24 protein-coding genes and 1 pseudogene are annotated in these 21,356 nt (G+C 57.1%); 17 read left to right on the top strand and 8 right to left on the bottom strand.

From position 1 onward, the window contains the following. Positions 1-394 precede the first annotated feature (394 nt). Entirely contained in the window at positions 395-580 is a 186-nt protein-coding gene (locus tag ABIB44_RS00810) for a hypothetical protein (protein WP_354582717.1), read from the top strand. A gap of 122 nt (positions 581-702) precedes the next feature. On the opposite strand, the gene ABIB44_RS00815 is transcribed toward ABIB44_RS00810, so the two are convergent. Further along, positions 703-1,182 carry a hypothetical protein gene (locus ABIB44_RS00815; protein ID WP_354582718.1) on the bottom strand — a complete coding sequence of 160 codons (480 nt, stop codon included), beginning with the start codon at positions 1,180-1,182 and terminating at the stop codon, positions 703-705. 186 nt (positions 1,183-1,368) lie between these two features. Then, on the bottom strand, positions 1,369-2,856 hold the full coding sequence (locus ABIB44_RS00820; RefSeq protein ID WP_354582719.1) for a DEAD/DEAH box helicase: 1,488 nt from the start codon (positions 2,854-2,856) through the stop codon (positions 1,369-1,371). Positions 2,857-3,290: 434 nt separating this feature from the next. Between ABIB44_RS00820 and ABIB44_RS00825 the strand changes: the two genes are divergently transcribed. Beyond that, the gene (locus ABIB44_RS00825) at positions 3,291-3,803 is read left to right on the top strand and encodes an NUDIX domain-containing protein (protein ID WP_354582720.1); all 513 of its coding nucleotides are present in this window, start codon (positions 3,291-3,293) and stop codon (positions 3,801-3,803) included. A 95-nt stretch (positions 3,804-3,898) separates the two neighbouring features. Continuing rightward, positions 3,899-4,225, top strand: coding sequence for a hypothetical protein (locus ABIB44_RS00830; RefSeq protein ID WP_354582721.1), 327 nt, complete (start codon positions 3,899-3,901; stop codon positions 4,223-4,225). A 156-nt stretch (positions 4,226-4,381) separates the two neighbouring features. Here the strand turns inward: ABIB44_RS00830 and ABIB44_RS00835 are convergent, their stop codons facing one another. Beyond that, positions 4,382-4,972, bottom strand: a complete 591-nt coding sequence (locus tag ABIB44_RS00835) for a hypothetical protein (RefSeq protein ID WP_354582722.1) — start codon at positions 4,970-4,972, stop codon at positions 4,382-4,384. A gap of 230 nt (positions 4,973-5,202) precedes the next feature. On the opposite strand from ABIB44_RS00835, the gene ABIB44_RS00840 reads away from it, so the two are divergent. The 4 genes from ABIB44_RS00840 (at position 5,203) to ABIB44_RS00855 (ending at position 9,114) form a co-directional block, all read left to right on the top strand. Continuing rightward, positions 5,203-5,436: a hypothetical protein gene (locus tag ABIB44_RS00840; protein ID WP_354582723.1), complete on the top strand. Its 234-nt coding sequence runs from the start codon at positions 5,203-5,205 to the stop codon at positions 5,434-5,436. Then, positions 5,433-6,368, top strand: a complete 936-nt coding sequence (locus ABIB44_RS00845) for a UDP-2,3-diacylglucosamine diphosphatase (RefSeq protein WP_354582724.1) — start codon at positions 5,433-5,435, stop codon at positions 6,366-6,368. The genes ABIB44_RS00840 and ABIB44_RS00845 overlap by 4 nt, the downstream gene beginning before the upstream one ends. A 96-nt stretch (positions 6,369-6,464) precedes the next feature. Continuing rightward, complete coding sequence (locus ABIB44_RS00850; protein WP_354582725.1) at positions 6,465-7,460, top strand: glycosyltransferase family protein; 996 nt, start codon at positions 6,465-6,467, stop codon at positions 7,458-7,460. A 196-nt stretch (positions 7,461-7,656) separates the two neighbouring features. Further along, a complete protein-coding gene (locus ABIB44_RS00855; RefSeq protein ID WP_354582726.1) occupies positions 7,657-9,114 on the top strand; it encodes a GH1 family beta-glucosidase in 1,458 nt (485 codons plus the stop codon). A 67-nt stretch (positions 9,115-9,181) separates the two neighbouring features. On the opposite strand, the gene ABIB44_RS00860 is transcribed toward ABIB44_RS00855, so the two are convergent. Further along, complete coding sequence (locus tag ABIB44_RS00860) at positions 9,182-9,817, bottom strand: hypothetical protein (RefSeq protein ID WP_354582727.1); 636 nt, start codon at positions 9,815-9,817, stop codon at positions 9,182-9,184. A gap of 216 nt (positions 9,818-10,033) precedes the next feature. Here ABIB44_RS00860 and ABIB44_RS00865 point away from each other — a divergent pair, with 216 nt between their 5' ends. Further along, positions 10,034-11,014 carry an ADP-ribosylglycohydrolase family protein gene (locus ABIB44_RS00865; RefSeq protein ID WP_354582728.1) on the top strand — a complete coding sequence of 327 codons (981 nt, stop codon included), beginning with the start codon at positions 10,034-10,036 and terminating at the stop codon, positions 11,012-11,014. 34 nt (positions 11,015-11,048) lie between these two features. After that, complete coding sequence (locus tag ABIB44_RS00870; RefSeq protein ID WP_354582729.1) at positions 11,049-11,609, top strand: protein-tyrosine phosphatase family protein; 561 nt, start codon at positions 11,049-11,051, stop codon at positions 11,607-11,609. Positions 11,610-11,697: 88 nt separating this feature from the next. On the opposite strand, the gene ABIB44_RS00875 is transcribed toward ABIB44_RS00870, so the two are convergent. Beyond that, positions 11,698-12,192: a hypothetical protein gene (locus ABIB44_RS00875; RefSeq protein WP_354582730.1), complete on the bottom strand. Its 495-nt coding sequence runs from the start codon at positions 12,190-12,192 to the stop codon at positions 11,698-11,700. 85 nt (positions 12,193-12,277) lie between these two features. Further along, the gene (locus tag ABIB44_RS00880; RefSeq protein WP_354582731.1) at positions 12,278-12,763 is read right to left on the bottom strand and encodes a hypothetical protein; all 486 of its coding nucleotides are present in this window, start codon (positions 12,761-12,763) and stop codon (positions 12,278-12,280) included. A gap of 119 nt (positions 12,764-12,882) precedes the next feature. Between ABIB44_RS00880 and ABIB44_RS00885 the strand changes: the two genes are divergently transcribed. From ABIB44_RS00885 to ABIB44_RS00895, 3 genes and pseudogenes are all read left to right on the top strand, one after another. After that, positions 12,883-13,398 carry a DUF4112 domain-containing protein gene (locus tag ABIB44_RS00885; protein ID WP_354582732.1) on the top strand — a complete coding sequence of 172 codons (516 nt, stop codon included), beginning with the start codon at positions 12,883-12,885 and terminating at the stop codon, positions 13,396-13,398. 277 nt (positions 13,399-13,675) lie between these two features. Next, positions 13,676-13,924 (top strand): annotated as a pseudogene (locus ABIB44_RS00890) (Arm DNA-binding domain-containing protein); the annotation flags it as partial. Positions 13,925-14,089: 165 nt separating this feature from the next. Next, on the top strand, positions 14,090-14,953 hold the full coding sequence (locus tag ABIB44_RS00895; RefSeq protein WP_354583697.1) for a site-specific integrase: 864 nt from the start codon (positions 14,090-14,092) through the stop codon (positions 14,951-14,953). 302 nt (positions 14,954-15,255) lie between these two features. Here the strand turns inward: ABIB44_RS00895 and ABIB44_RS00900 are convergent, their stop codons facing one another. Then, the gene (locus ABIB44_RS00900) at positions 15,256-15,534 is read right to left on the bottom strand and encodes a hypothetical protein (protein WP_354582733.1); all 279 of its coding nucleotides are present in this window, start codon (positions 15,532-15,534) and stop codon (positions 15,256-15,258) included. A gap of 165 nt (positions 15,535-15,699) precedes the next feature. Between ABIB44_RS00900 and ABIB44_RS00905 the strand changes: the two genes are divergently transcribed. Next, positions 15,700-16,851 (top strand): HindVP family restriction endonuclease, encoded by a 1,152-nt coding sequence (locus tag ABIB44_RS00905; RefSeq protein WP_354582734.1) that lies wholly within the window; start codon positions 15,700-15,702, stop codon positions 16,849-16,851. Continuing rightward, entirely contained in the window at positions 16,848-17,813 is a 966-nt protein-coding gene (locus ABIB44_RS00910; protein ID WP_354582735.1) for a DNA cytosine methyltransferase, read from the top strand. The genes ABIB44_RS00905 and ABIB44_RS00910 overlap by 4 nt, the downstream gene beginning before the upstream one ends. A gap of 82 nt (positions 17,814-17,895) precedes the next feature. On the opposite strand, the gene ABIB44_RS00915 is transcribed toward ABIB44_RS00910, so the two are convergent. After that, a complete protein-coding gene (locus ABIB44_RS00915) occupies positions 17,896-18,201 on the bottom strand; it encodes a hypothetical protein (RefSeq protein ID WP_354582736.1) in 306 nt (101 codons plus the stop codon). Between the two features lie 91 nt (positions 18,202-18,292). On the opposite strand from ABIB44_RS00915, the gene ABIB44_RS00920 reads away from it, so the two are divergent. From ABIB44_RS00920 to ABIB44_RS00930, 3 genes are all read left to right on the top strand, one after another. Then, positions 18,293-18,676, top strand: a complete 384-nt coding sequence (locus ABIB44_RS00920; protein WP_354582737.1) for a hypothetical protein — start codon at positions 18,293-18,295, stop codon at positions 18,674-18,676. A 716-nt stretch (positions 18,677-19,392) separates the two neighbouring features. Further along, positions 19,393-20,436 (top strand): hypothetical protein, encoded by a 1,044-nt coding sequence (locus ABIB44_RS00925; protein WP_354582738.1) that lies wholly within the window; start codon positions 19,393-19,395, stop codon positions 20,434-20,436. A 97-nt stretch (positions 20,437-20,533) separates the two neighbouring features. Further along, entirely contained in the window at positions 20,534-21,106 is a 573-nt protein-coding gene (locus ABIB44_RS00930) for a helix-turn-helix domain-containing protein (RefSeq protein ID WP_354582739.1), read from the top strand. Positions 21,107-21,356 lie beyond the last annotated feature (250 nt).

Below are 21,356 nucleotides of genomic sequence, written 5' to 3' on the forward strand. Positions count from 1 at the left end.
CGGGGTGGTAAGTGTTTCCTTAAATAACGAGGTGCTAAGGAAATTGACAATCGGCTGTGTTGGATTCGTTAAACTCCTGCAGTCTAAGCCAGACACGGTTACTAAGCTTATGAGCCCGTATGTTCGGTTTGGCTAGGGCAGGTTGTTATTTGATTAGTTATATTGGCAATCTACTTGTCTAAGCTGGCGCTTGTTTGGATACCCGCGACTATACTTGTTGCTGCCAGTGCGCTGAATTCCTGTATAAAACAGAAAGCGGGTCAGGATTGCCAAATGTAAACAATTGCACAGCTGCCCTTTGCCGAGTACTACGACCGGGCTACAACGACTGGAAAACGGGGATGTCAGGAAACAAGGCTTTGCTCGTTTGGCGGCAGTGGGTTACCTTCGTGGTATGAAACTGACCCGCACGAATCTTTGGTTGGCCGCCGCAACGGCCATGCTCCTGACGGCCTCCTGTGCCCAGGCCCCCGATGCCGCCGAGGCGGAGAAAGAACCTTCGGCCGATGCTGCTTACAAGCGCGCTCACCGCGCCGAAGGCTACCGCGAAGCTCAGCGCTCCAACGTCACCCGTAACTAAAACTCGCGGCTGGCTCCTGCTCTCAGCAATTGCCGCTCGTCCTACTAAAAAAGCCCCCGCCAAAAATCTGGCGGGGGCTTTTTTTATCTGGCTGATTCAGCCGGCCCAAGGGCGATGCTTTATTAAACAGCTACTAGCTCGGGCACCGGCGCGGTAGCGAAGCTGGGCAGGCTGATGCCGGCCAGCAGGTCGTGCTCCAGCAGGTCGGCCCAGGTGCGGAGGTATAGCACCACATCGTCGCGCTGATTATGGCGGAGGGCATTGCGGCGCTCGAACGGAATTTCCCGGCGGATGCGGGCATCCGAAAGCCGTTCCAAGTGGGTAAGGTCGGTGCGGGTAAAGCCGAGGGCCAGCATCTCGTCGATAGTCTGGTCGATGGGTAGGCCGCTGGTGGGGCAATAGTCGATAATCTGGCGCTCCCAGTCACCGTAGCGTTGCATGGCGCGGGTATGAATTTCGGCTTTGGTGAGGCGGGTAACTGTCTGGGCGAGGTGGCCACAGTTGCAGCTGCCCATATGGCCCCACTGGTAGGGTGCCTGAGTGGCGAGACGTTGGGCCGTGTCGCGCAGGGCCTGAATGACGGGAAGCGTGGGCTGAGCCATTTTCAGTAGTTAAAAAGTATGCAGTATCAGCCCTAAAAAGCAGCAGGCCCCGGAAAAAGTTTTCCGGAGCCTGCTGCTTTTTGATGGTTTGTGCGTCGTTCAGAAAGCATGATACGCTTGGCTACGCCAACCTCCGGTTCGACTGCGCGGACATGCTGCCCGCGGGATGCACTTTGAAGTGCCCCGTTAGAACGAGCCGCGGCGCGTGCCGCCGGCATCGCCCCGACGGCGGCCGCCCTGGTCGCCGCCTTCCCGGTTGCCACCCACGTTCACGCGGGCTCCACCGCTGCCGAAGCGGCGCGCGGTATCCGACTGTCCACTGCTGGCCGGCGCGGCCGGTCGGCTGCGCTCACCGCTCGGACGGCTCCCACCGTTGCTGCCTCCTGAGCGCCCGCCACCCTGGCCACCGCCGGAGCGGCCGCCGCCGCCGTTGCCACCCTCGCGGGGGCCGGAGCGAGCCGGCCGACCAGCCGGGCCTTTGGGCCGGATGATGCGCTCATTGCCGTGCAGCATCACGGGCTTGATGCGGCCGGATACGAACGGGTGCTCGGCTTCCACGTCAATCTGGCGGCTGATGAGCTTCTGGATATCCTGGAGGTAGGCGCGCTCCTCTTCCTCAACAAACGAAAAAGCGGTGCCGAAAGCGCCGGCCCGGCCGGTGCGGCCGATGCGGTGCACGTAGGTTTCGGGCTCGTTGGGGATTTCGTAGTTGATGACGTGGGTCAGCTCGTCCACGTCGATGCCGCGGGCGGCGATGTCGGTGGCCACCAGTACGCGGGTGCTGCCGGCTTTGAAATTCGACAGGGCACGCTGGCGGTGGTTCTGGCTCTTGTTGCCGTGGATGGCTTCGGCCTGAATCTGGTTGGCGGCGAGGGCTTTCACCACCTTATCGGCACCGTGCTTGGTGCGGGTGAACACGAGTACGCGCTTGATGCCCTTGTCCTCCAGAATGTGGCGGAGCAGGGCGGGCTTGTCGTTGTTTTCCACTAGGTACACCGACTGGGTCACCGTTTCGGCGGTGCTGCTGACGGGCGTAACGGCCACGCGCACCGGGTTGGGGCGCAGGATGGTGCTGGCGAGTTCCTGAATCTGGCCGGGCATGGTAGCCGAGAAAAACAGGGTCTGACGCTTGGCGGGCAGCTTGGGTAAAATGCGCTTGATGTCGTTGATGAAGCCCATGTCGAGCATGCGGTCGGCTTCGTCGAGCACGAACACCTCTACCTGACGCAGGTCCACGAAGCCTTGGTTCATGAGGTCGAGCAGGCGGCCGGGAGTGGCAATCAGTACTTCCACGCCGCGCTTGAGCTGCGCCACCTGCGAGCCCTGGCTCACGCCACCGAAAATAACGGTGTGGCGAATCTGGCTCAAATGGCGGCCATAGGCCCCGAAGCTTTCGTTAATCTGGATGGCCAGCTCGCGGGTTGGCGTGAGCACGAGGCAGCGGATGGCACCCCGCGCGTGGCTCGCCACCTGAGCCGTGCGGTGCAGCACCTGCAGGATGGGTACGGTAAAGGCGGCCGTTTTGCCGGTACCAGTCTGGGCCACGCCGAGAAGGTCTTTACCTTCCAGCACGTGGGGAATGGCCTGCTCCTGAATAGGAGTAGGGGTGGTATAGCCTTCTTCTTTGAGGGCTTTGAGAATAGGGTCAATCAGGTTTAACTCGTCAAACGTCATGTTGAGGGGTATGTGAATTTCGGGGCAAGGCTTCATTAATTCAGGCCGTCATGCTGAGCTTATCGAAGCATCTTTACTGCGTAAGTCATCTGATTTACTATTGCGGTAGAGATGCTTCGACAAGCTCAGAATAACGCTCTCAATGATTGGTCTTTCCCCTTGAGAAGTTATTGGTGGACAGTCGTCCACAGAATGAGTGGTTGAGCCTGCGCCGTAGCATAGGCGGGCATGGCCACGCTGGCAAAGGCCGGGCGTGGGTAGGGTGGGCGGCTCGTCGGAGGCCGACCGATTCCCGGAATGAAGAGGAATTGGAGTGAGGTGCGCTTACTTCGCGGAGACAGCCGAGGCGCGGGGCTTTGCCCGACGCAGCCGGGCAGCGGGCTGCTCCGACGGCGGCCCTAGTGGCAACAAAGGTACAACACACAAATCCGAACATGCAGATTGTCGAGCGCACCCAAGTATTCAATGGCCACTACAAAGTCAACCAGTTAATCGTTCAGGACGGCGAGCACCAGCTCCGGCGCGAGCAATTTGCGCCCGGCAAGGCCGTGGCCGCCCTCGTTTACGACACGGCCCGGCAGGTGTACGTGCTCACCCGCCAGTTTCGCATCGGCCCGGAAGCCGACATTCTGGAAATTGCCGCCGGCATGATTGACTCCGGGGAAGCTCCCGAAACGGCCGTGCGCCGCGAGATTCACGAGGAACTAGGCTATGAGATTGACAAGCTGGAGGAAATTGTGTGCATCTGGCCCTCGCCGGGCACCAGCGCCGAGGAAATTACCGTGTACTACGCCGAAGTGAGCCGCCGAACCGGCGCTGGTGGCGGGCTGGCCGAGGAACACGAGCACATCGAAATGGTGGAGCTAGGCTGGGAAGCGCTGGTAGCGGAGCCCCTGCGCGATGCCAAGTCGGTGATTGCGGTGCAGTGGGTGCGGCTGCGGGGGTAGGCGTGCAGGTTGAGCTTCTGTAATTGGGTGGTGTGCTTTTAGGAGAAGCTTACATCTGCAACTATACATTTACTCATCTTCTTATCAAAACCGGCATGAAATACCTGACATTCACTTTGGGGATATTACTAATAGGCTGTAGCAGTGATGATGGGCATAGGTTTGTTGGTACATACAAAGGCAATAGGCATATTCTGACAATTACCCAAGGGGAAGCCAATAATTTTGAGGTGAAAACAGTTTATGCGGGGACTCTGGATGAAGTCAGTATGTCGACTACGGGTCACTATGATTCTAAATGTAAGTGCCTCAAGGTGCAAAAAAACAACCGTACATTAGAAGCAGTATTGATACCCAAGGAAAATCGACTGGTTCTGACCAATTTTGGTAGCTTCACCAAATTGGATGGTCCTGAGCTATAGTGTGACTGTTATCACAGAAACTTGGTGACTGCTTGTAGGCTGCATTGTGAGCGTTCGCAAATGGTTTTGTTGCGACCTTGAACCAATAGGCTTCACCTGAAAGCAGGCCAGTCAAAAATATAGGTTTTGCGGAAGCATTAATGTGCGTCACAAAGGCTACTGCGCCGCCGGAATTTCCAGCGTGTAATCGAACGTCTGGTAGAGCTTGATGTCGCGAATGCTTACGGCGAGCTCCTGCGGGGCCATGCTGGGGAAGGGGATAACGGCCTTCGCCTGGTAGAGGTCGCGGCCGAAGAAGCGGCCGGTGCCGGCGGGCGGGGTGTGGGCGAATACCTCCTTGCCGTCCTTGTCGGTTACGGTGATGATAAGGTTGCCTAAATCGGCGTTTTTAGGGCCCTGGCGGTGGATAACGACCATGAGCACGCCCCCGGGAGGCACCAGGCCCACACGGCGCTGGTAGGTGGTGTCGGCCCAGTCGTGCAGCTTTTTGAGGTGGGTGAGCTCGGCCACCATTTCGGTGTAGGTGCGGTAGCCGACGCGGGTGAACGAGCCGTCGACATCCTGCTCCTCATCGGTGTTTTTGGTGACGTTTTTTACGTAGGGCGATTCTTCGTCCTTCTGAGCGAAGGCGTAGCGCTTGCGGCCCTTGGCGGCTTTGCCGGTGGGCTGGGCCAGGGCGGCACCGGCGCACAGGCACAACAGGGCCAGGGTGAGAAAATGGCGGGCGAGGCGGGGTAACGAATGCATCAGATAGGAATGAAATAAGAGGGTGTAGGATGGAGGAATGGCCAACGAAAAATCGGGCCAACAAAGTAACGAAAGGCTTGGTAAACTCCGGCCCGCGGCCGGCCGGCGAAATTGCACTGGGTGAATGGCCGCCTTGGTGACGAAAGCTTAATCCGAACGTAATAAAGGCTTCATCGGGAGCGACGAACTTTGAAAGCAGGATTTTTCATCGGTCTTCACTGTTTCAAACTATGTATTTCCCGGCTTTGCTTTTGGGGCTGCGCCGCCTGGGGCGCTGGCTCATCTATGAGTTATTTCAGCTGGTTCTGTGGGTGGCCTTTCTGCTGCACACGCTCGGCAGCCTGCGCTCGGCGTTCGGGGGAGGGGGCAAGCTCGCGCAGCGGCACCCGGGGCCGGCCATTCGGCCGCGCCGCAGCCCAACCCCCATGCGGGGTGGCCGGTTCAACCCAGCTGCCGCCGCATGAGCTCAATAGTAAATAATTTGTCGGAATCGCTTAATAATCAGGGGTCGGAAGCGGGCGGGCGGCCCCGAATTCACCGTAAGCGCCGGGTACAGGTCGCCGTTATCTCCGACGTGCACCTGGGCACTTATGGCTGCCATGCCAAAGAGCTGCTGCGCTATCTCAAAAGCATCCGGCCGCAGGTGCTGGTGCTTAATGGCGACATCATCGATATCTGGCAGTTTAGTAAAAACTACTGGCCGCCGGCCCACATGCGGGTGGTGCGCTACCTGGCCAGCCTGGCCGCCAAGGGCGTGAGAATCCACTACCTCACCGGCAACCACGATGAGCTGCTGCGCAAGTTCGCGGGCCTGAAGCTGGGCAACTTTCGCCTCGATAACAAGCTGGTGCTTGACCTGCCCCACGGCCGTACCTGGCTGTTTCACGGCGATGTATTTGACGTGACCATGCGGCATTCGCGCTGGCTGGCCCGGCTGGGCGGACAGGGCTACGATTTATTGATTCTGCTGAACCGCTTCGTGAACTACGGGCTGGCCCGGCTGGGCCGCCCGCGCGTGGCCCTCAGCAAACGGGTGAAAGAGCGGGTGAAATCGGCGGTGGCGGCCGTGAGCAACTTTGAAGAAACCGCCGCCGCCATTGCCGCCGATGAGGGCTACCGCTACGTGGCCTGCGGGCACATTCATCAACCCGAAATCAAGCCGCTGGCTACTGCAAAGGGAACGGTAGACTACCTGAATTCCGGCGACTGGGTCGAAAACCTCACGGCGCTGGAGTACACGGCCGAAGCGGGCTGGCAACTCTATTATTACAACGACGACCCGGCCATGCAGCAAACACCCGAAGCCGAAGCAGCAGATGCGGCCGAAGCCCTGGCCGATGCCAACCCGGCGCAGCTACTGGAGGGCTTGTTGGCCGAATTTAAGATTAAGGCGTAAATAGGGGGGTTGAATAGCACAAACAGCACGTCATGCTGCGCGGACGCCAGATGAGCATGATGGTCTGAAAACATCATTTCGATTATTACCCCTTAAATGTCCCGAATACTTTACGCCATCCAGGGTACCGGCAACGGCCACCTCAGCCGCGCCCTCGACGTGGTGCCGCTGCTCCAAGCCCGCTGCGAGCAGCTCGATGTGCTGGTGAGCGGCCCGCCGGCCGACCTGCCACTGCCATTCGACGTGAAATACAAAGCCCGGGGCATGGGGTTTGCGTTTGGTAAAAAAGGCGGTATCAACTTCGTAAAGACTTTCGCGCAGTTCAACTCGGTGAAGTTTGTGCACGAGGTGCGGCACTTGCCCGTGGAGAGCTATGACTTGGTCATCAGCGACTTCGAGCCGGTGAGCAGCTGGGCCTGTAAGCTGCGCCACGTGCCCTGCGTGGCCCTCAGCCACCAGAGCGCCGTGCTACACCCCGCCGCCCCGCGCCCCGACCGCGAAGACCCCGCTGGCCGCGCCGTGCTGAAGCACTACGCGCCGAGTACGGCCCAGTACGGCTTTCATTTTCAGCGCTATGCCCCCGAGATATTCACGCCCGTAATCCGCCAGCAGGTGCGCGAGCGGAGCCCGATTAATGAGGGCCACTACACGGTGTATCTGCCGGCGTTTGAGGAGGAAATTCTGGTGGAGCGCCTGCAGCACCTGAGCCGCAGCGTGCGGTGGGAGGTGTTCAGCAAACACAGCTCCGAGCCCGCCGAGTACGGAAACGTGCGGGTGTGGCCCGTGAGCGGCCCGGCGTTTCTGGATAGCCTGGCCCGGGCGGCCGGTGTGCTGTGCGGGGCCGGTTTCGAAACCCCGGCCGAGGCCCTTTACCTTGGTAAAAAACTGCTGGTAATGCCCATGAAGCAGCAATACGAGCAGCAGTGCAATGCGGCGGCGCTGGAAAAGATGGGTGTGCCTGTGATTAAGAACTTCAAGGATAAAAACCTCGATAAAGTCGACCAGTGGCTGCACCAAGACCAGGTAATCGCCGTTGACTACCCCGACCAGACGGGTGCCGTGCTCGACCGATTGCTCCGGGAGCAACTGTAACGCAATTACGTTGGGTTGGCAAGGTGAGAAAAGGACGCTTTGCCGGGTATTCTGGGCACGGAGCAGCGGCGAAGCGTCTGGCGTGCCACTACCAGCCTTTCCGGTTGCACGATTGAGTACCTATTGCCTGCCGGATGCTGCCCGGCGTTCTGTTTGATTTTCTACTAATATTTATTCGCCATTCCGTGCTCTGCGCATGCTAAAACTGCCACCCAGCTATTTAGAGCCCCTACCGGCCGCCTTCTTCCCGGCTTCGACCCCGCTACCATTTTCCCGCGCCGATTTTGGGCCTGATTTTCAGTGGGGGGCGTCGGCCGCCGCCTATCAAACGGAAGGTGCGTGGCAGCAACAGGGCAAGGGAGCCAGCATCTGGGACGATTTCACGCGGCGCAAGGGCACCATTCGCCGCAACGAGCACGGGCGCGTAGCGGCTGATTTCTACAACCGCTACGAAACTGACCTCGACCTGGCCGCGGGAATGGGCCTTACCGACTTCCGGTTTTCGGTGGCCTGGCCTCGGGTGCTGCCCGAGGGCACCGGGGCCGTGAACCGGCGCGGCCTCGACTACTACGACCGTCTGGTGGACGCTTGCCTGGAGCGCGACCTGCGCCCCATGCTCACCCTCTACCACTGGGACCTGCCCAGCGCCCTGCAAGCCCGCGGCGGCTGGGCCAACCGCAACATCGTGAACTGGTTTGCCGACTATGCTCAAATCGTGGCCCGCCGCCTCGGCGACCGGGTGCCGCAGTGGTGCGTGCTGAACGAACCCATGGTATTTGTGGGTGCCGGGCACCTGCTGGGAATTCATGCGCCCGGACGGCGGCACCTGGGGGCTTTTCTGGCAGCGGCGCATCATGCCACGCTGGCCCAGGCGGAAGGTGGCCGCGCACTGCGGGCCGTGCTGCCCGCCACGGCCCAAATCGGCACCACGTTTTCGTGCTCCCACCTCACGCCACACCGCCCCGGCAACGCCCTCGACGAAGCCGCCACCCGCCGCGCCGATGCCCTGCTGAACCGCTTATTCGTGGAGCCGACTCTTGGCCTGGGCTACCCCGTGGCCGAGCTGCCCGCCTTGCGCTGGCTGCTGGACCGCTACCACAAGCCCGGCGACGAGCAGCGGATGACGTTCGATTTTGACTTTTGGGGCGTGCAGAACTATACCCGCGAAGTGGTGAAATTCTCGCCCTGGCTACCGCTGCAATGGGCCGCGCTGGTGCCCGCCCGGCAGCGCGGCGTGCCGCACACCGACATGGGCTGGGAAGTATTCCCGGAGTCGCTCTACCAAATGTTAAAGCAGTTTGCCGCGTATTCCAATGCGCCAAGGCTATTGGTAACTGAAAGTGGCTCAGCGTTTCAGGACGTCGTCTTGGATGGCCGCGTGCACGACGTGGCCCGGCGGGCCTACCTGCAGGCCGCCACCGGCCAGGTATTGCGCGCGAAACAGGAAGGGATAAACGTGGGCGGTTATTTTGCCTGGAGCCTGACCGATAATTTCGAGTGGGCCGAGGGCTACGGCCCGCGCTTTGGCCTTATCCACGTCGACTACGAAACGCAGGAACGGATAGTGAAGGACTCGGGGCGCTGGTACCGGGATTTTCTGGGCGGCGCAACGGTAGCGGCAGTGCCGACCACTGAGCAAGCCGCACATCTGTAGCGTGGGCGCTGCGAGTCCGCGTGGTTGAACGTCCCTCCAAGTACGGACCCGTAGCCCCTACGCTACACTATAGCAGTAAATCCCGGCAGCTCAGAAACTTCTCAATCAGCAGCTCCGGCTGCTGCTCATCGAACTCGCCGAAGCCCAGCACGAAGGCCGGTGCGGGCTGCACAAAATGGATGGCTTCGTTCACCGCCCGCAGGTAGGGGCTGATGCGGTTTTTGTCGCCATCGGCGGTGACAAATTCCTGGTCCCAGCGCAATAATTCCGGGTCTTTACGCACCAGAAAAGGGATGACGAAGGGGACGAAGCGGCCGAAAATCGGGTTTTCGCCAATGGTCAGCCGGGTATCGGGCCAAACGTGAAATTCGGCGAACGAAGCCGGCGGCACCAGCACAAACTGCGCCTTTTCCAGCGTCATTTCTGCAAATAGCTCGAAGCGGTTGGGCTGAGCGTAGAATTGCGCGTAAGCCGTGTACCACACCGAAATCCCGGCGGGGTTCACCAATTGGTAAGGATGAAACGTGCTGGCAATACCCAGCCCGCCATGGTTGCCAACGACGAGGCTGAACAGGTTACCAAAATTCGCTAAATCAGTCGATTGGCGGTACGGCTCATTGGTGAGGCCGTAGAGGTAGAAGCAGGCAAAATCGGCCAGGGTAGGACCAATGGGCGGCGTGGCAGCGGAGATGGAATCGGGCACGGGCGACGGTGCGGTAAAGTAGGAGGGAAGCTCGCTGCGAAATGGCTTAGCAGTCTGCAAACCTAGTTCCCGGCCAGCAACTACGCTTCGCGACGCGTAGCGCCGTGCTGCATTCGGGTTCCTGAATTTCCGCCCCGCGCCCATGCTCCTCACCGCCGAACGGACTGCCCGGCCGCCGCAGTAGCTTCGCGCTTCATTCTTCTCCAGTCTGTTTTTATGACTATCACTTCGTTTTCAGATGCCGTCCGCGCCGCCCTGCTGGGTCTGGCCTTGGGCGACGCCCTCGGAGTGCCCGTCGAGTTTTTGTCCCGTGTCGCCCGCCGGCAGGACCCCGTGACCGGGATGCGGGCTTTCGGCACCCACCGCCAGCCCGCCGGCACCTGGTCCGACGATTCCTCGCTCACCTTCTGCCTGGCCGAAACCCTGGCCCGGCCCGGTGGCCGCACGGCCGTGCCCGATTTGGCCGACTTTGCCCAGCGCAGCATCAACTGGCGGTATAACGCTTACTGGACCGCAACGGGCAAAACCTTTGATGTGGGCAATGCCACCAGCACGGCCATCGGCCGCCTGCAACGCGGAATTGCTCCCACTGCCGCCGGTCCTAGCTCAGAGTCCGACAACGGCAACGGGGCGCTCATGCGCATTCTCCCCCTGGCTTTTCACGATACCTGGCGGGCAGAAATCCTAGATTTGGATGCCGCCTGGACGCTTACTGAAAACGTGGCCAGCGTGACGCACGGCCACCCGCGCTCCACCCTGGGCTGCTTTCTGTATCTGTTGGTAGCGCGGGGCTTGCTGATAGGCAGCTCACCCGCAGATGCTTTTTTGCAGATGCGCCAACTAGCGAATCCGTGGCTGGCAAACGGCAGTATTCCTGCGGTTGTTGAGGCCAGGTATTACCGACAGTGGGTGCTTTCCGGAACATTGCCTGACCAACCGGAAAGCGCCATCTCCTCCTCCGGCTACGTCGTTGACACCCTCGAAGCGGCGCTGTGGTGCCTGCTGAAACACGACACCTATGCCGCTACCGTGCTGGCCGCCGTGAACCTTGGCGACGACACCGATACCACCGGGGCCGTGGCCGGCGGCCTCGCGGGCCTGGCCTACGGCGAAGCGGCGATTCCGGCCGATTGGCTGGCCGTGCTGGCCCGCCGGGCCGATATTGAGGACCTAGCCGGGCGGCTGGCGGGCTGCTAAGCCGGGAGTATCGCAACTTTCCGTACCTTCTGGTATGAATACTACTCCCACCCCCCGTCCGCTGCCCAACTCGTATTGGGCCACCCCCTTGCTGCTGGCTTCCGAATACCCCGGAGCCCAGCACGAAGCCGAAACCGCGCACCGCCTCGACCTGCTGCTGGCCGCCGGCATCCGCGACTTCTACGACCTTACCGAAGTCAGCGAGCCGCTCGAACCCTACGAGGACCTGTTGCGCGCCCGGGCCGCCCACTTGGGCTTGGCCGCCGAGAGCGTGCGCTTCCGCCGCTTCCCCATCCGCGACGTGAGCGTGCCCACACCTAAACGCCTGAGCGAAGTGCTGGCCGCGCTCGAAGACAGCGCCGCCGCCGGCCGTCGGGCCGTGGTGCATTGTTGGGGCGGCGTGGGCCGCACGGGCACGGTAGTGGGCTGCCACCTGCGCCAGCACTTCGGCCTGAGCGGCGACGAGGCCCTGGCCCGCATCGCCGAGGAGTGGAAGGGCGTGGAGAAAAACCACCGCGTGCCTCGCTCCCCCGAAACCGCCGAGCAGGCTGCCTTCGTGCGCGCCTTCGAGCCCATGCCGGTTACCGTCGAATAAAAGTGGCTAATCGAAAGCAATTTGAACAAGTGGAGTAGGTACCCCAGCAGCGCTTCTGGATAACTGCTCCACCTGTTCGAATTGTCGTTTAATTCACCGGCGTGGGCGTAGCCGGCGTCAGTTTCACGCCCGTAAACTGCTGCGGAATGCTCACGGAGGCAATGGGCTCGATGCGCATGCGCTTGTCGTACTTGCTCACGTTGGCCAGTTTCAGCAGCGTGGCATAGTCGGGCGTGTGGCCGCTTTTCGTCTTGATGAAATAGCTGTTCACGCGCAGCGTAGCCGGGTCGTAGCTCACTTCCAACGCCGTGGTATCGCGCCAGTAGGTGTACAGGGCTTCGGTGGTGCCGGATTCCGACTGGCGGGGCGTGCGGTCGCGGTCGGGCCGAACGGATTGGCTAATGAGGGGCCGGGCAATTTCATCGGCATTCAGGCCCAGCAGGGCAGGTACATCAAAGGCGCGCTGTACCGCGGGAGCTGGCGGCGGTACCATCGATACAGCCGGACTTTCAGTAGCGGGGCGGTCGGTGCTGGCGCAGCTAAGCAGCAGGGCCAGTGGCAGGAGGGAGGCATAACGTTTCATGAGAATCGGGCCGTAAGGATGAAATCCCTTGTACGCAATTGCACGCCTAAATGCCGAAATATGCTCGCGGCTTGCCCAACTGGCGCTATCCGGGCAGCGTGAGCAGGCCAGTAATACCCTTCACGTTAAGCCGCGCAAACTTCCGGATTCGGTCGAATCGAGCATCGGTTTCGGCCCACTCCTCATCGGGTGGCAGGGGCCGGGGTATATGGGTTTCGAGCAGGCTAAAGATGGAAGCGGCGATATCGAAATAGCCCAGCAGCAGCAGATATAGCTGTTTTTTCTCTGCTTCCGAATAGCCCTTGGTCCGAATTGCTTTGGTGAGCGTATCGAGCTGGGCCGTTTCGTCGGTGTAGAGGTCGCGCAGGGTGTAGCGGCTGCGCCAGTATTCGGCCAGCGCCATCGCCGGCACATCGCCCACCGAAAACGGAAAATCGGTGGCAAAGTCCGATGCTTTTGAAAAGGCTGTTTCGGCCGCGTAAAGCGGAGCCAAGTGCTTTTGCAGGCTGGCCCAGAGGCCGGCCCGGGCGCGGTCGAAACCCGGGGTGGCGGGCGTATCTGGAGTGCTCATAGAAATGCCGATAGAATTGCGCAAAGCTACCCACAAGGCCGTGCGAAAAGCGTTGTACCCGGCCCGAACCTAGTTGCCTGGTTCCCTGAAGCCGTATGATGGCCTAAACTCCGGTAATTATGCCCTTCCGCCCCGCATCCGTTTCTCCCGCCACCTACGACACCGACGAGCGGCTGCGCTGGGTCGAGCGCATTGCTCACCTCATGGACAGTCAGTTTCAGCTGCCCGGCACCCGCTTTCGCTTCGGCCTCGACCCGTTGCTGGGCCTACTGCCCATCGTGGGCGACCTTTCGACCACGGCTGTGTCGGTGGCGCTTCTGCTCACTATGCTTCGTCACGGGGCCAGTGGCGCAGTCGTAGTGCGCATGGCCATTAATATTTTGATTGATACGGTTGTAGGCGGCATTCCCATTCTTGGCAACGTATTCGATTTCGCCTACAAAAGCAACGAACGCAACGTAGCGCTGCTACGCCGCCACTACGCCGAAGGCCGGCACGGCGGCAGCGGCCGGGGCCTGGTGGTGCTTTTGCTGCTGTTTTTTGTAGTGGTTTTTGCGCTGGTCGCTTGGGGTAGCGTTGTGCTACTGCGCTGGGGCTGGCACTTCCTCGAAATACACTCGTTGATGGGCGGGTAGTGGCCTAAACAAGCCGACAAGAAATTACGCGTTGGAATTAATTAGTGAAAACAAAAAGGCCATTTCCGAGGAGGAAATGGCCTTTTTTGCAAACGGTAGCGGTCTGGACGGGACTCGATTTCGTTCGAATAGTGCCTTTCTGGGCTGTTTCTAGCCTTCTGACTGCTCCAATGCGATACGAAAAGCAGCACAATTTGCCGCGCAAAAAAAGGCTATTCTGTGCTTAAAGAGTCAAAATAAGCGCCTATCTTCGAGTTGTACTAAATAGGATAATTCAATGAAAACTAGCGCTTATATACGCCCACCGGCACGCACCCGCGAATGCTCCATCAGCGTCCGCTACACCCACCAACACGCCTACTTCGCGATACGAACGGGCTTGACCGTGCTGCCCGAGCACTTCGACCAGGACGCGGGTGCCGTGCGGCGGTCCCACGATGACTGTAACCTGATGAACGCCATCATCGACCAACGGAAAGCCACCATAATGACGGCGGCCCGCAAACTGCTGCTTTTGGGGCAAGAACCTACAATAGAAAAGGTTAGGGACGTGCTCAACGGTGTTGTCGCAGCGCCGCCTATTGCAGTGCCAGCACCGGCTACGGTAGTCGCACCTGCCGCGCCTGTTACGAAAGTAAGTAGGAAGGTTACGATTGTAAGCACCGAAAAAGACCGCTTCCAAGAGCTATTGATGCTCTACTCTAAGGGCTCCGTACACGATGCGGCCTCTACCAAAAAAGACAAGAACCTGTTTGCCCGTATCCTTATTGAGTTCCAATTATGGTACGGCAAGCAATTGACTTTTGACAAGATGGACGGCGCGATGTATGGCCAATTAGCAAAGTATTTCTTGGACGAGCGCGGCGGCTATAACAACGTCTTCGGCAAGCGTGTCAAGGAGTTGAAATCGTTCCTTCGGTGGAGTGAGGTAGAGCACGCCATTCACCCACATCAGGCGTACCGGAAGTGGAAAGTGTACCACGAGGAAAAGGAAATCGTCTACCTCACGCAGGACGAAATCGACCTGTATTGGCACGCCGACGGCCTGACCCCGCAGATGCAGAAGTACCGCGACGTGTTCGTGTTCAGCTGCCTTACCGGCTTCCGGTGGAGCGACATTGTGCGCAGCAAGCAGATGGTGGTGCAAAACGGCTTGCTCACCATCCTCACGCAGAAGAACCGCGGCAATGCCAAGGTGCCGATGAACGAGCGTATTCGGGCCATCCTGGACCGCTATAATGGCGACCTGAACATCGTGACGCTGCAAAACATGAACGAGGGCATTAAGGCAATGGCCCAAAAGCTTGGTATAGACGATGAAGTCTACTACTACCGCTACAAGCTGAAAGAAGCAGTGGCGTTCCACGAGCCCAAATGGAAGCTGCTCTCGGCGCACTGCGGCCGTCGGAGCTTCATCACCAACGCATTCACGCAAGGCTTCTCGGTGCCTGAAATCCTGGAGATGATTGGCAGCACCGACGCTAAAGTGCTCGGTGCTTATATGGCCGTCACCGGAAGCCACCTCGTGAACAAGACCAAGGAACTGAACCACTAATTGCCCAGAAAGGCTAGTCCATCATAGTGGTAACCATGCTTCCTACAAAAACTACGACCATGAGCATACCAAAAAAGTATATCATAATCGTGTTGAGTGAACTTCCATTATTTCTTGTATCGCTCAACCCCCACCACATTGCGGCTACAAAGAATAATCCGCATGCACTGTAATACGCCGTGCTACTTAACACGAAGAAAACCAGTTGACCAATGAGTAAAAGGATTATGTTACTCCTGCTCAAATCAATTGTACTTTTTTGGCCACTCATACTAAATGGATTAATAAATCAGAAAAGAAGTTCAGGAGCCTAAATCTAGGTCAGTAAGCTTGATGTAGGCGGCGTAGTCCTCCAGGCACTTAGCGTTGGTGAAAGTGCGGGTGCTCACGATTTTGTTAAGGTCGTAGTCGTAGAACACCTCAGCAAAGTAAGTGCCCATGTGGTAGAGGTTCACGCCGTTCGCTGCCTTACCGAAGTCGCCTTCCTCGTACCGCCGGGCGAAGTAGTCGCCCTCGTTGACCACGGTGTAAATCTGCTCATCAAGCTGCATGGCGCGGAAGGCGTAGTGGTCGGTCGGCATCGTGACGCATAATTACCGAAAAACTGTGATAGATTCTTTTAACTGACGTTCACCACACTTTAAGAATTAGCTTTTTATGAAAACGCGCCTAATATTTGTTCCACACATTCCTTTCACCAGATTTATGAGCGGCTAAAACTGCTTGTAACAATCACCCTTATCACTATGCCTGATTTTGTTTCTACCCCACTCAACGAAACCCCACCCAATCCCAAACCGGGTCTTTTTAATATCAAGCATAGTAAGCGGGACTTCCAAAAGAAGGCATCTTGGAGCAAGAACAAATTCAACTCGTCGTTCCCGACCGCGCTTGCGCTTTACATGGAAAACCAGGGGTTGCCATTGGTTTACTTAAAGCTCGGCAGTGACCTTCGCACCGTCGAAAAGTCGGCAATTACCACATCTGAGTTGTTTGGGCTGAACCTGTCGAATAAAGAGGCATACTTGGACTACGAAGCACCTTACAGCCCTTATGCGGGGTTTGTCACTTCTGGGCAAACGCCTAAAGTTGACCTTAAAGTACTCGACCACGAAACGCAAGACGTACTATCGGGCTTCGAGATAAAGCTAACAGTAGTACCCGATGATGCCACCCACGCACTCGACGAGCAGTACTGGGGAAGTGAACTGGTGATACGGATGCCCAGCTTGATTTTTCTCGCTTGCAGTATCGCAAAGACTTACCAGCACGACCTTCCTCGGCTAATGCGTTTCTTTGGTAGGAGCGGCAGCTTCGGCGCTTTTAACAATTACCGGGAGCCGGCGCAGGTGAACACGATACTGCCAAAAATTGGAGAAATCATACACGCGATTATTGCAGACAATATCGACAACCAACGCCCGACTCTCATACAGCCTATTTGGAAGACAATGGGCAAAAGAGCAAAACTGGCGGAAAACTGCTTGGACGTATTTGTGTGGAGCGATTTAGCTTTTACTCGGTTGTTCTTGGCAAATGCCTATACAACGCCCGCAACCATAACGAAGGACATTGACCGGCCAACTCGGGCCGTCATCCAGCTTTTCTTCATGCTGCACGAATATGCACAACACGGCAAATTCAACCCGCACGCAATCCAGAACGCGCTGAGTTATAAAACCAAAAACGATAAAGCGTTTTCTGTGTCAGGGCGAGTGACAAATCCGATTATGGATTGCGCTGAGTTGCGTACCCCTCGCGTTCGTCGGGACCAAATCAAGGAAATCATTCTGAACGGAGGCGAGGAATTCCTTTCCCCAGAGCGCCGTTTTGATGCCGTACTTGTATCTTCGATAGGGCTTTTTGAAGAGCAAGAAAAAAAAAAGAGGACGGAATGAGAGCGATTGACCTGTTTGCCGGCTGCGGTGGCCTTTCCAGAGGGCTTGAAAATGCTGGTTTTAAAGTGGTTGCGGCCTACGAGCACTGGGACAAAGCTGTTAGCGTTTACAAAGACAATTTTACCCATCCTATATTCGATACTGACCTTTCTGGTGACGTTAGCGCTAAAGAATTTAGTAGACACCGGCCGCAACTCATAGCTGGTGGGCCACCTTGTCAGGATTTTTCTAGTGCTGGTGCCCGCAATGAAGATGGTGGCCGGGCCGACCTGACGGTAGCCTACGCTAGGATTGTTACCGAAGTGAGGCCCGAGTGGTTCATCATGGAGAACGTTGAGCGAATCCTTAAAAGCCAACGGGTGCTCAAGCAGGCTATCCAGATGTACCGTGAGGCCGGCTATGGCCTTACGGCGACCGTATTAGATGCCAGCTACTGCGGCGTGCCTCAGAAGCGCAAGCGGTACTTTCTAATAGGTCGCCTCGGTGAACAGGATGACTTCCTGCGCGAAATGTTGGAACAGGGGCAAAGCCAGGACGAACTGACCATACGTCAGTATTTCACTGCGCAAAACCTACCTATGCCCAGCGATACTTACTATCGGCACCCGCGCAGCTATGCCCGTCGGGGTATCTTTAGTATTGATGAGCCAAGCCCAACGATTCGGGGTGTCAACCGACCAATCCCGCCCAACTACCAGCCACACGCAGGCGACATAACGCAAAACTTGAATAACGTCCGGCCCCTAACGACTGCCGAGCGCGCACTCATTCAAACCTTCCCCACAGACTTCGTCTTTAAGGCTACCAAAGGTTCAATCGAGCAGATGCTCGGTAACGCCGTGCCTGTTAAACTCGGCGAATACGTGGGTAGGTGCATCATGACCTATGCCAAGCAGAAAGCTAAGGAGGCAAAGGCCAAAGCAAAGGCCAGTCAAACATCGATTTCGTTTGAATTAGCTTAGAACGCACTCACTAACTGGTAACAAAACGCCACCATAATTATATGGTGGCGTTTCCACTTTTAATCGCCTAGCGCTGTATTCATCATCGAATTACCAGCACCGGCCCGCGCAGCACCGCGTCTTCGTCATCCAATTCGAAGCCCACTCCCGCCAGCTCGCCCACAGCTGCCATCGCGGCCGGGTTCACTTCGCCCTCGCAGTCGAATATCAAGTAGGCCACGAAGCCCGGCCCGCTGGCCAGCACGTCCACCAGTTCGGCTGCGCACTCTAATAGTATAGGTACCGCCGCCGGCACCCCCACGAGCCCGGTGGCCGGGTCGGGCATGGCCAGGCCATCGGCGGGAACTGGCTGCGGCGGCTGATGGGGGAGGTAGAGCGTGGCGTTCATAACGCAAAAGTGAGCATATTATGGCTCTTTAACGCTACTCTTCAGCCAACCAACTGCCGAGGTGGTATAAAGTGAAATCGCCACCCACGCTTTGAACCTAACAAAACTTCCGGTAGATGCCAAGCAACTCTACATCGAAATCGTCATTTCCAAAGGGCAGGGCCGCCTGACAAGTAAGGCGCAGGAGCTGTTAGTCACATTGGCCAAGAACGCAATTCGCAGGAAGCAGTATTACTCAGAGGAAGACCGCGACGATTGCCACCAAACCGCCCTCATGTCAATGTTTGCGAACTGGCAGAGCTTCAACCCGGTGAAGTACGCTAACGCCTTCGCGTATTTTACGGAGGTGTTTAAGCGAGGCCTCGCGGAAGGCTTCAATCAACTCCACAACAAACGTGGGCTGGAAAGAGGCGAACGGGTCCGTTCGGTATCCATTAACTCAGGCAACAAGGGCGAGCAGATGTTTAATATTTGAGCCCACGCCAACATAATCCTACGTCATAAAAGATAAATCCCAATCCGCAAAACGGGTTGGGATTTTTGCGTTTGGACGCATTCAAGAACTTTTCGATGGCTAAATGTCTAAGAGTGTGCGACGTAACTGTTTTTTTAACTGTGCACACTCTCGGTATTAGCGAGAATATGAAACAAAATTAAAGCCTAGGAGGGCCGAATCCTAGGCTTTTGTTTTGCATCATAATCAATCGGTAGTAAATGAAGAAAAAGAGAATGTAGGGTAGTTTTTATGGGAGTGTAGTGGAGGTTATGAACCCTGCACCCCCCGCCGCCCCGCCCTTTTTGCTGCCACCCACCTCATTCATTTCTTGATAATTAAGTAATGCTCTTTTAGGGTTAGCGCCCCACTATGCCGTGTCCAGCCCTCAATCGTGAGGGTACCCGTAATGGCCGACACATAATTGAAATGCGTTTGCGTGTGCCCGCTGGGGAGCGGGTATCCTGTAATGGGGGCCTTTTTAGGTTACGCACCACTAATGCCACCCCAATACTGGGCGCATCTCCCTTTCAGACCCTACCATCCGTGTAGTGAATAACGGATAAAAACCTGCCAACTGCCTAACCCGCACAGGCAAAGTCAACCGGCCTTTCGAGGTGCGGATGGGCATCGCTTTGCCCAAAATCAGCCGTAATAAATTCAACTAGACGCCGCTCATCGCACTGAGCACTAAGCCTATGTTTATTGAAAACCAAGAGATTGACGTAAAAAAGCTGAGCGTAAAACTGCGCAGTGTCTTTTCTACAATAAAGGCCCGCTGCTACAAACCCAAAGACCCCGGCTATAAGTACTACGGCGGCCGTGGGGTCACTATCAGCCCAGAGTGGACGACAAAAGATGGCAATAGCCGCTCTTTTGTCGTCTGGGCGTGGGCCAACGGGTTCCAAGCAGGGTACCATTTGGTGCGACTGGACAAGGGTTTGCCTTTTGGCCCGGACAACTGCAAATGGGTTTCAGCAAAGGAATCCAGACGCACCGGCTGCGCAACTCCACAGTACGTGGAATACAAAGGCGAGCAGGTCACGCTGGTGTCATTGGTCGACCGTTTTCACCCCGGCTACTCCAAGCAAATGCTCGCGACTATAAAAAAGCGCGTCAGCTATTTAGGGTGGGATGCAGAATCTGCCGTTACCATGCCCATTGTGCGTAATAGCAAACGGCCCCCGGGGGTAACTCGCATAAAAGCGACACGGCGGCGGTGTGACCGCCAGGAAGATGGGATTCGCAAGGGCACCCTCTTGAATTGGTATTATTCTTTTTGGAGTAGAACCACAAACCCCAATGAGCCGGGCTATAAGCACTACGGCGGGCGTGGGATAACTTTTAGCCCCGAGTGGTCTAGCGCCAGTCCTTTTGTGGAATGGTCGCTGGCAAACGGCTACCAACTGGGTTTGCTGCTGGTCAGAATAAACAAACGCTTGCCTTACGGTCCTGGCAACTGCCATTGGGTATCACGCGAAAAACAACGGCGTGCGAATGCCAATGCGCAGTACGTGAAATACAAGGGCGAGTGGGTCTTGCTACTGGAACTTGTTGAACGGGTGTACCCAGACTACGGCCGGTTTTTGCTAAAGCAAATTAAGACGCGCATCAACATGCTTGGATGGGACGTGGAGACAGCCGTTGACACGCCCATACATCCTGCGGGTTTGCATATTCTGCCGGTGAACACGCCACGTTTGCTTGCCATCAATAAGAGCGCCATTGAATGGCTGATTTAAACCGGGCTTGAAGCTTTTAAGCTCCAACTCAAATATCCCTTTTTTAACAAAAGCATGCTGCGTTCGCAGGTGCATCAACACAATCACTCTTTTACTCATGAAAACCATCACAATACCTGTTCCCGCTGCCCTTTTACGCAACCTCAATAAACGTTGGCCCGGCCAGCGCTGGAAGTACATTCCGGGCTACGAAACCCGTTACCTTGTCTCTGACCAAGGTTTGGTTTTTTGCGTAGCTGCTGATTGTTTAGCGGCTCGCATGAAGTCTGCGACTAAAACATTTGTGGTCAGACTTGTGCGTAACGGCGTTAACTATACGGCCGCAGTGCATATCGTGGTCGCGCTCGCGTTTATCTTTAATGACGAGCCGATTTTCAAAAATCAGGTCGGCCATAAAAATGGTAACCGGATGGACAACCGGGCGAGCAACCTAGTGTGGTTGCATAAATCATCAATCACAGAACGGTTGATAGAAAGGACCCAAAAGCTTCAGGAGCTAGGCGCACCAGGCTACGCGACCGGACGTTTTTTGACACCCGACGAGGTTCGGTTAATTAAAGAATGGTTTGCTGCCGGCGTTTCAATTGGGGAAATAGCCCGCGAAGTGGGAAAAAGCCGGTCTACCATTTACAATGTGCTTAAAGGGGAGACGTGGCGTTTCTTAGACTAATCGCTCCTTTTTCTCCCTCTACCCACATTAGTGCCGCCATTCACGGGCTGCACTTAGAATAAAGCCCCTCGCCACGTCGAGGGCCGGCCGCCGCCAAGCGCAGGCCGTTTCGAGTAAGAACTTTCGCCGGTTCTTACTCGACCAAATCCAACCGGCCCGGGAATAACGCAGGCTCAGCACATAAAATGGGCGGAGGTGGAACTGTGCTGTAAACGTTCGGCTCGCCGTCGCTCAAGGGGCCCCTGCTGGC

The organism is Hymenobacter sp. UYCo722, from assembly GCF_040547115.1.
Taxonomy (GTDB): Bacteria; Bacteroidota; Bacteroidia; order Cytophagales; family Hymenobacteraceae; genus Hymenobacter.

What these genes read in the sequence shown, in the direction of transcription:
- ABIB44_RS00810 (WP_354582717.1), top strand. Translation starts at nt 395, where the DNA reads ATGAAACTGACCCGCACGAATCTTTGGTTGGCCGCCGCAACGGCCATG.
- ABIB44_RS00815 (WP_354582718.1), bottom strand. Translation starts at nt 1,182, where the DNA reads ATGGCTCAGCCCACGCTTCCCGTCATTCAGGCCCTGCGCGACACGGCC.
- ABIB44_RS00820 (WP_354582719.1), bottom strand. Translation starts at nt 2,856, where the DNA reads ATGACGTTTGACGAGTTAAACCTGATTGACCCTATTCTCAAAGCCCTC.
- ABIB44_RS00825 (WP_354582720.1), top strand. Translation starts at nt 3,291, where the DNA reads ATGCAGATTGTCGAGCGCACCCAAGTATTCAATGGCCACTACAAAGTC.
- ABIB44_RS00830 (WP_354582721.1), top strand. Translation starts at nt 3,899, where the DNA reads ATGAAATACCTGACATTCACTTTGGGGATATTACTAATAGGCTGTAGC.
- ABIB44_RS00835 (WP_354582722.1), bottom strand. Translation starts at nt 4,972, where the DNA reads ATGCATTCGTTACCCCGCCTCGCCCGCCATTTTCTCACCCTGGCCCTG.
- ABIB44_RS00840 (WP_354582723.1), top strand. Translation starts at nt 5,203, where the DNA reads ATGTATTTCCCGGCTTTGCTTTTGGGGCTGCGCCGCCTGGGGCGCTGG.
- ABIB44_RS00845 (WP_354582724.1), top strand. Translation starts at nt 5,433, where the DNA reads ATGAGCTCAATAGTAAATAATTTGTCGGAATCGCTTAATAATCAGGGG.
- ABIB44_RS00850 (WP_354582725.1), top strand. Translation starts at nt 6,465, where the DNA reads ATGTCCCGAATACTTTACGCCATCCAGGGTACCGGCAACGGCCACCTC.
- ABIB44_RS00855 (WP_354582726.1), top strand. Translation starts at nt 7,657, where the DNA reads ATGCTAAAACTGCCACCCAGCTATTTAGAGCCCCTACCGGCCGCCTTC.
- ABIB44_RS00865 (WP_354582728.1), top strand. Translation starts at nt 10,034, where the DNA reads ATGACTATCACTTCGTTTTCAGATGCCGTCCGCGCCGCCCTGCTGGGT.
- ABIB44_RS00870 (WP_354582729.1), top strand. Translation starts at nt 11,049, where the DNA reads ATGAATACTACTCCCACCCCCCGTCCGCTGCCCAACTCGTATTGGGCC.
- ABIB44_RS00875 (WP_354582730.1), bottom strand. Translation starts at nt 12,192, where the DNA reads ATGAAACGTTATGCCTCCCTCCTGCCACTGGCCCTGCTGCTTAGCTGC.
- ABIB44_RS00880 (WP_354582731.1), bottom strand. Translation starts at nt 12,763, where the DNA reads ATGAGCACTCCAGATACGCCCGCCACCCCGGGTTTCGACCGCGCCCGG.
- ABIB44_RS00885 (WP_354582732.1), top strand. Translation starts at nt 12,883, where the DNA reads ATGCCCTTCCGCCCCGCATCCGTTTCTCCCGCCACCTACGACACCGAC.
- ABIB44_RS00895 (WP_354583697.1), top strand. Translation starts at nt 14,090, where the DNA reads ATGCTCTACTCTAAGGGCTCCGTACACGATGCGGCCTCTACCAAAAAA.
- ABIB44_RS00900 (WP_354582733.1), bottom strand. Translation starts at nt 15,534, where the DNA reads ATGCCGACCGACCACTACGCCTTCCGCGCCATGCAGCTTGATGAGCAG.
- ABIB44_RS00905 (WP_354582734.1), top strand. Translation starts at nt 15,700, where the DNA reads ATGCCTGATTTTGTTTCTACCCCACTCAACGAAACCCCACCCAATCCC.
- ABIB44_RS00910 (WP_354582735.1), top strand. Translation starts at nt 16,848, where the DNA reads ATGAGAGCGATTGACCTGTTTGCCGGCTGCGGTGGCCTTTCCAGAGGG.
- ABIB44_RS00915 (WP_354582736.1), bottom strand. Translation starts at nt 18,201, where the DNA reads ATGAACGCCACGCTCTACCTCCCCCATCAGCCGCCGCAGCCAGTTCCC.
- ABIB44_RS00925 (WP_354582738.1), top strand. Translation starts at nt 19,393, where the DNA reads ATGTTTATTGAAAACCAAGAGATTGACGTAAAAAAGCTGAGCGTAAAA.
- ABIB44_RS00930 (WP_354582739.1), top strand. Translation starts at nt 20,534, where the DNA reads ATGAAAACCATCACAATACCTGTTCCCGCTGCCCTTTTACGCAACCTC.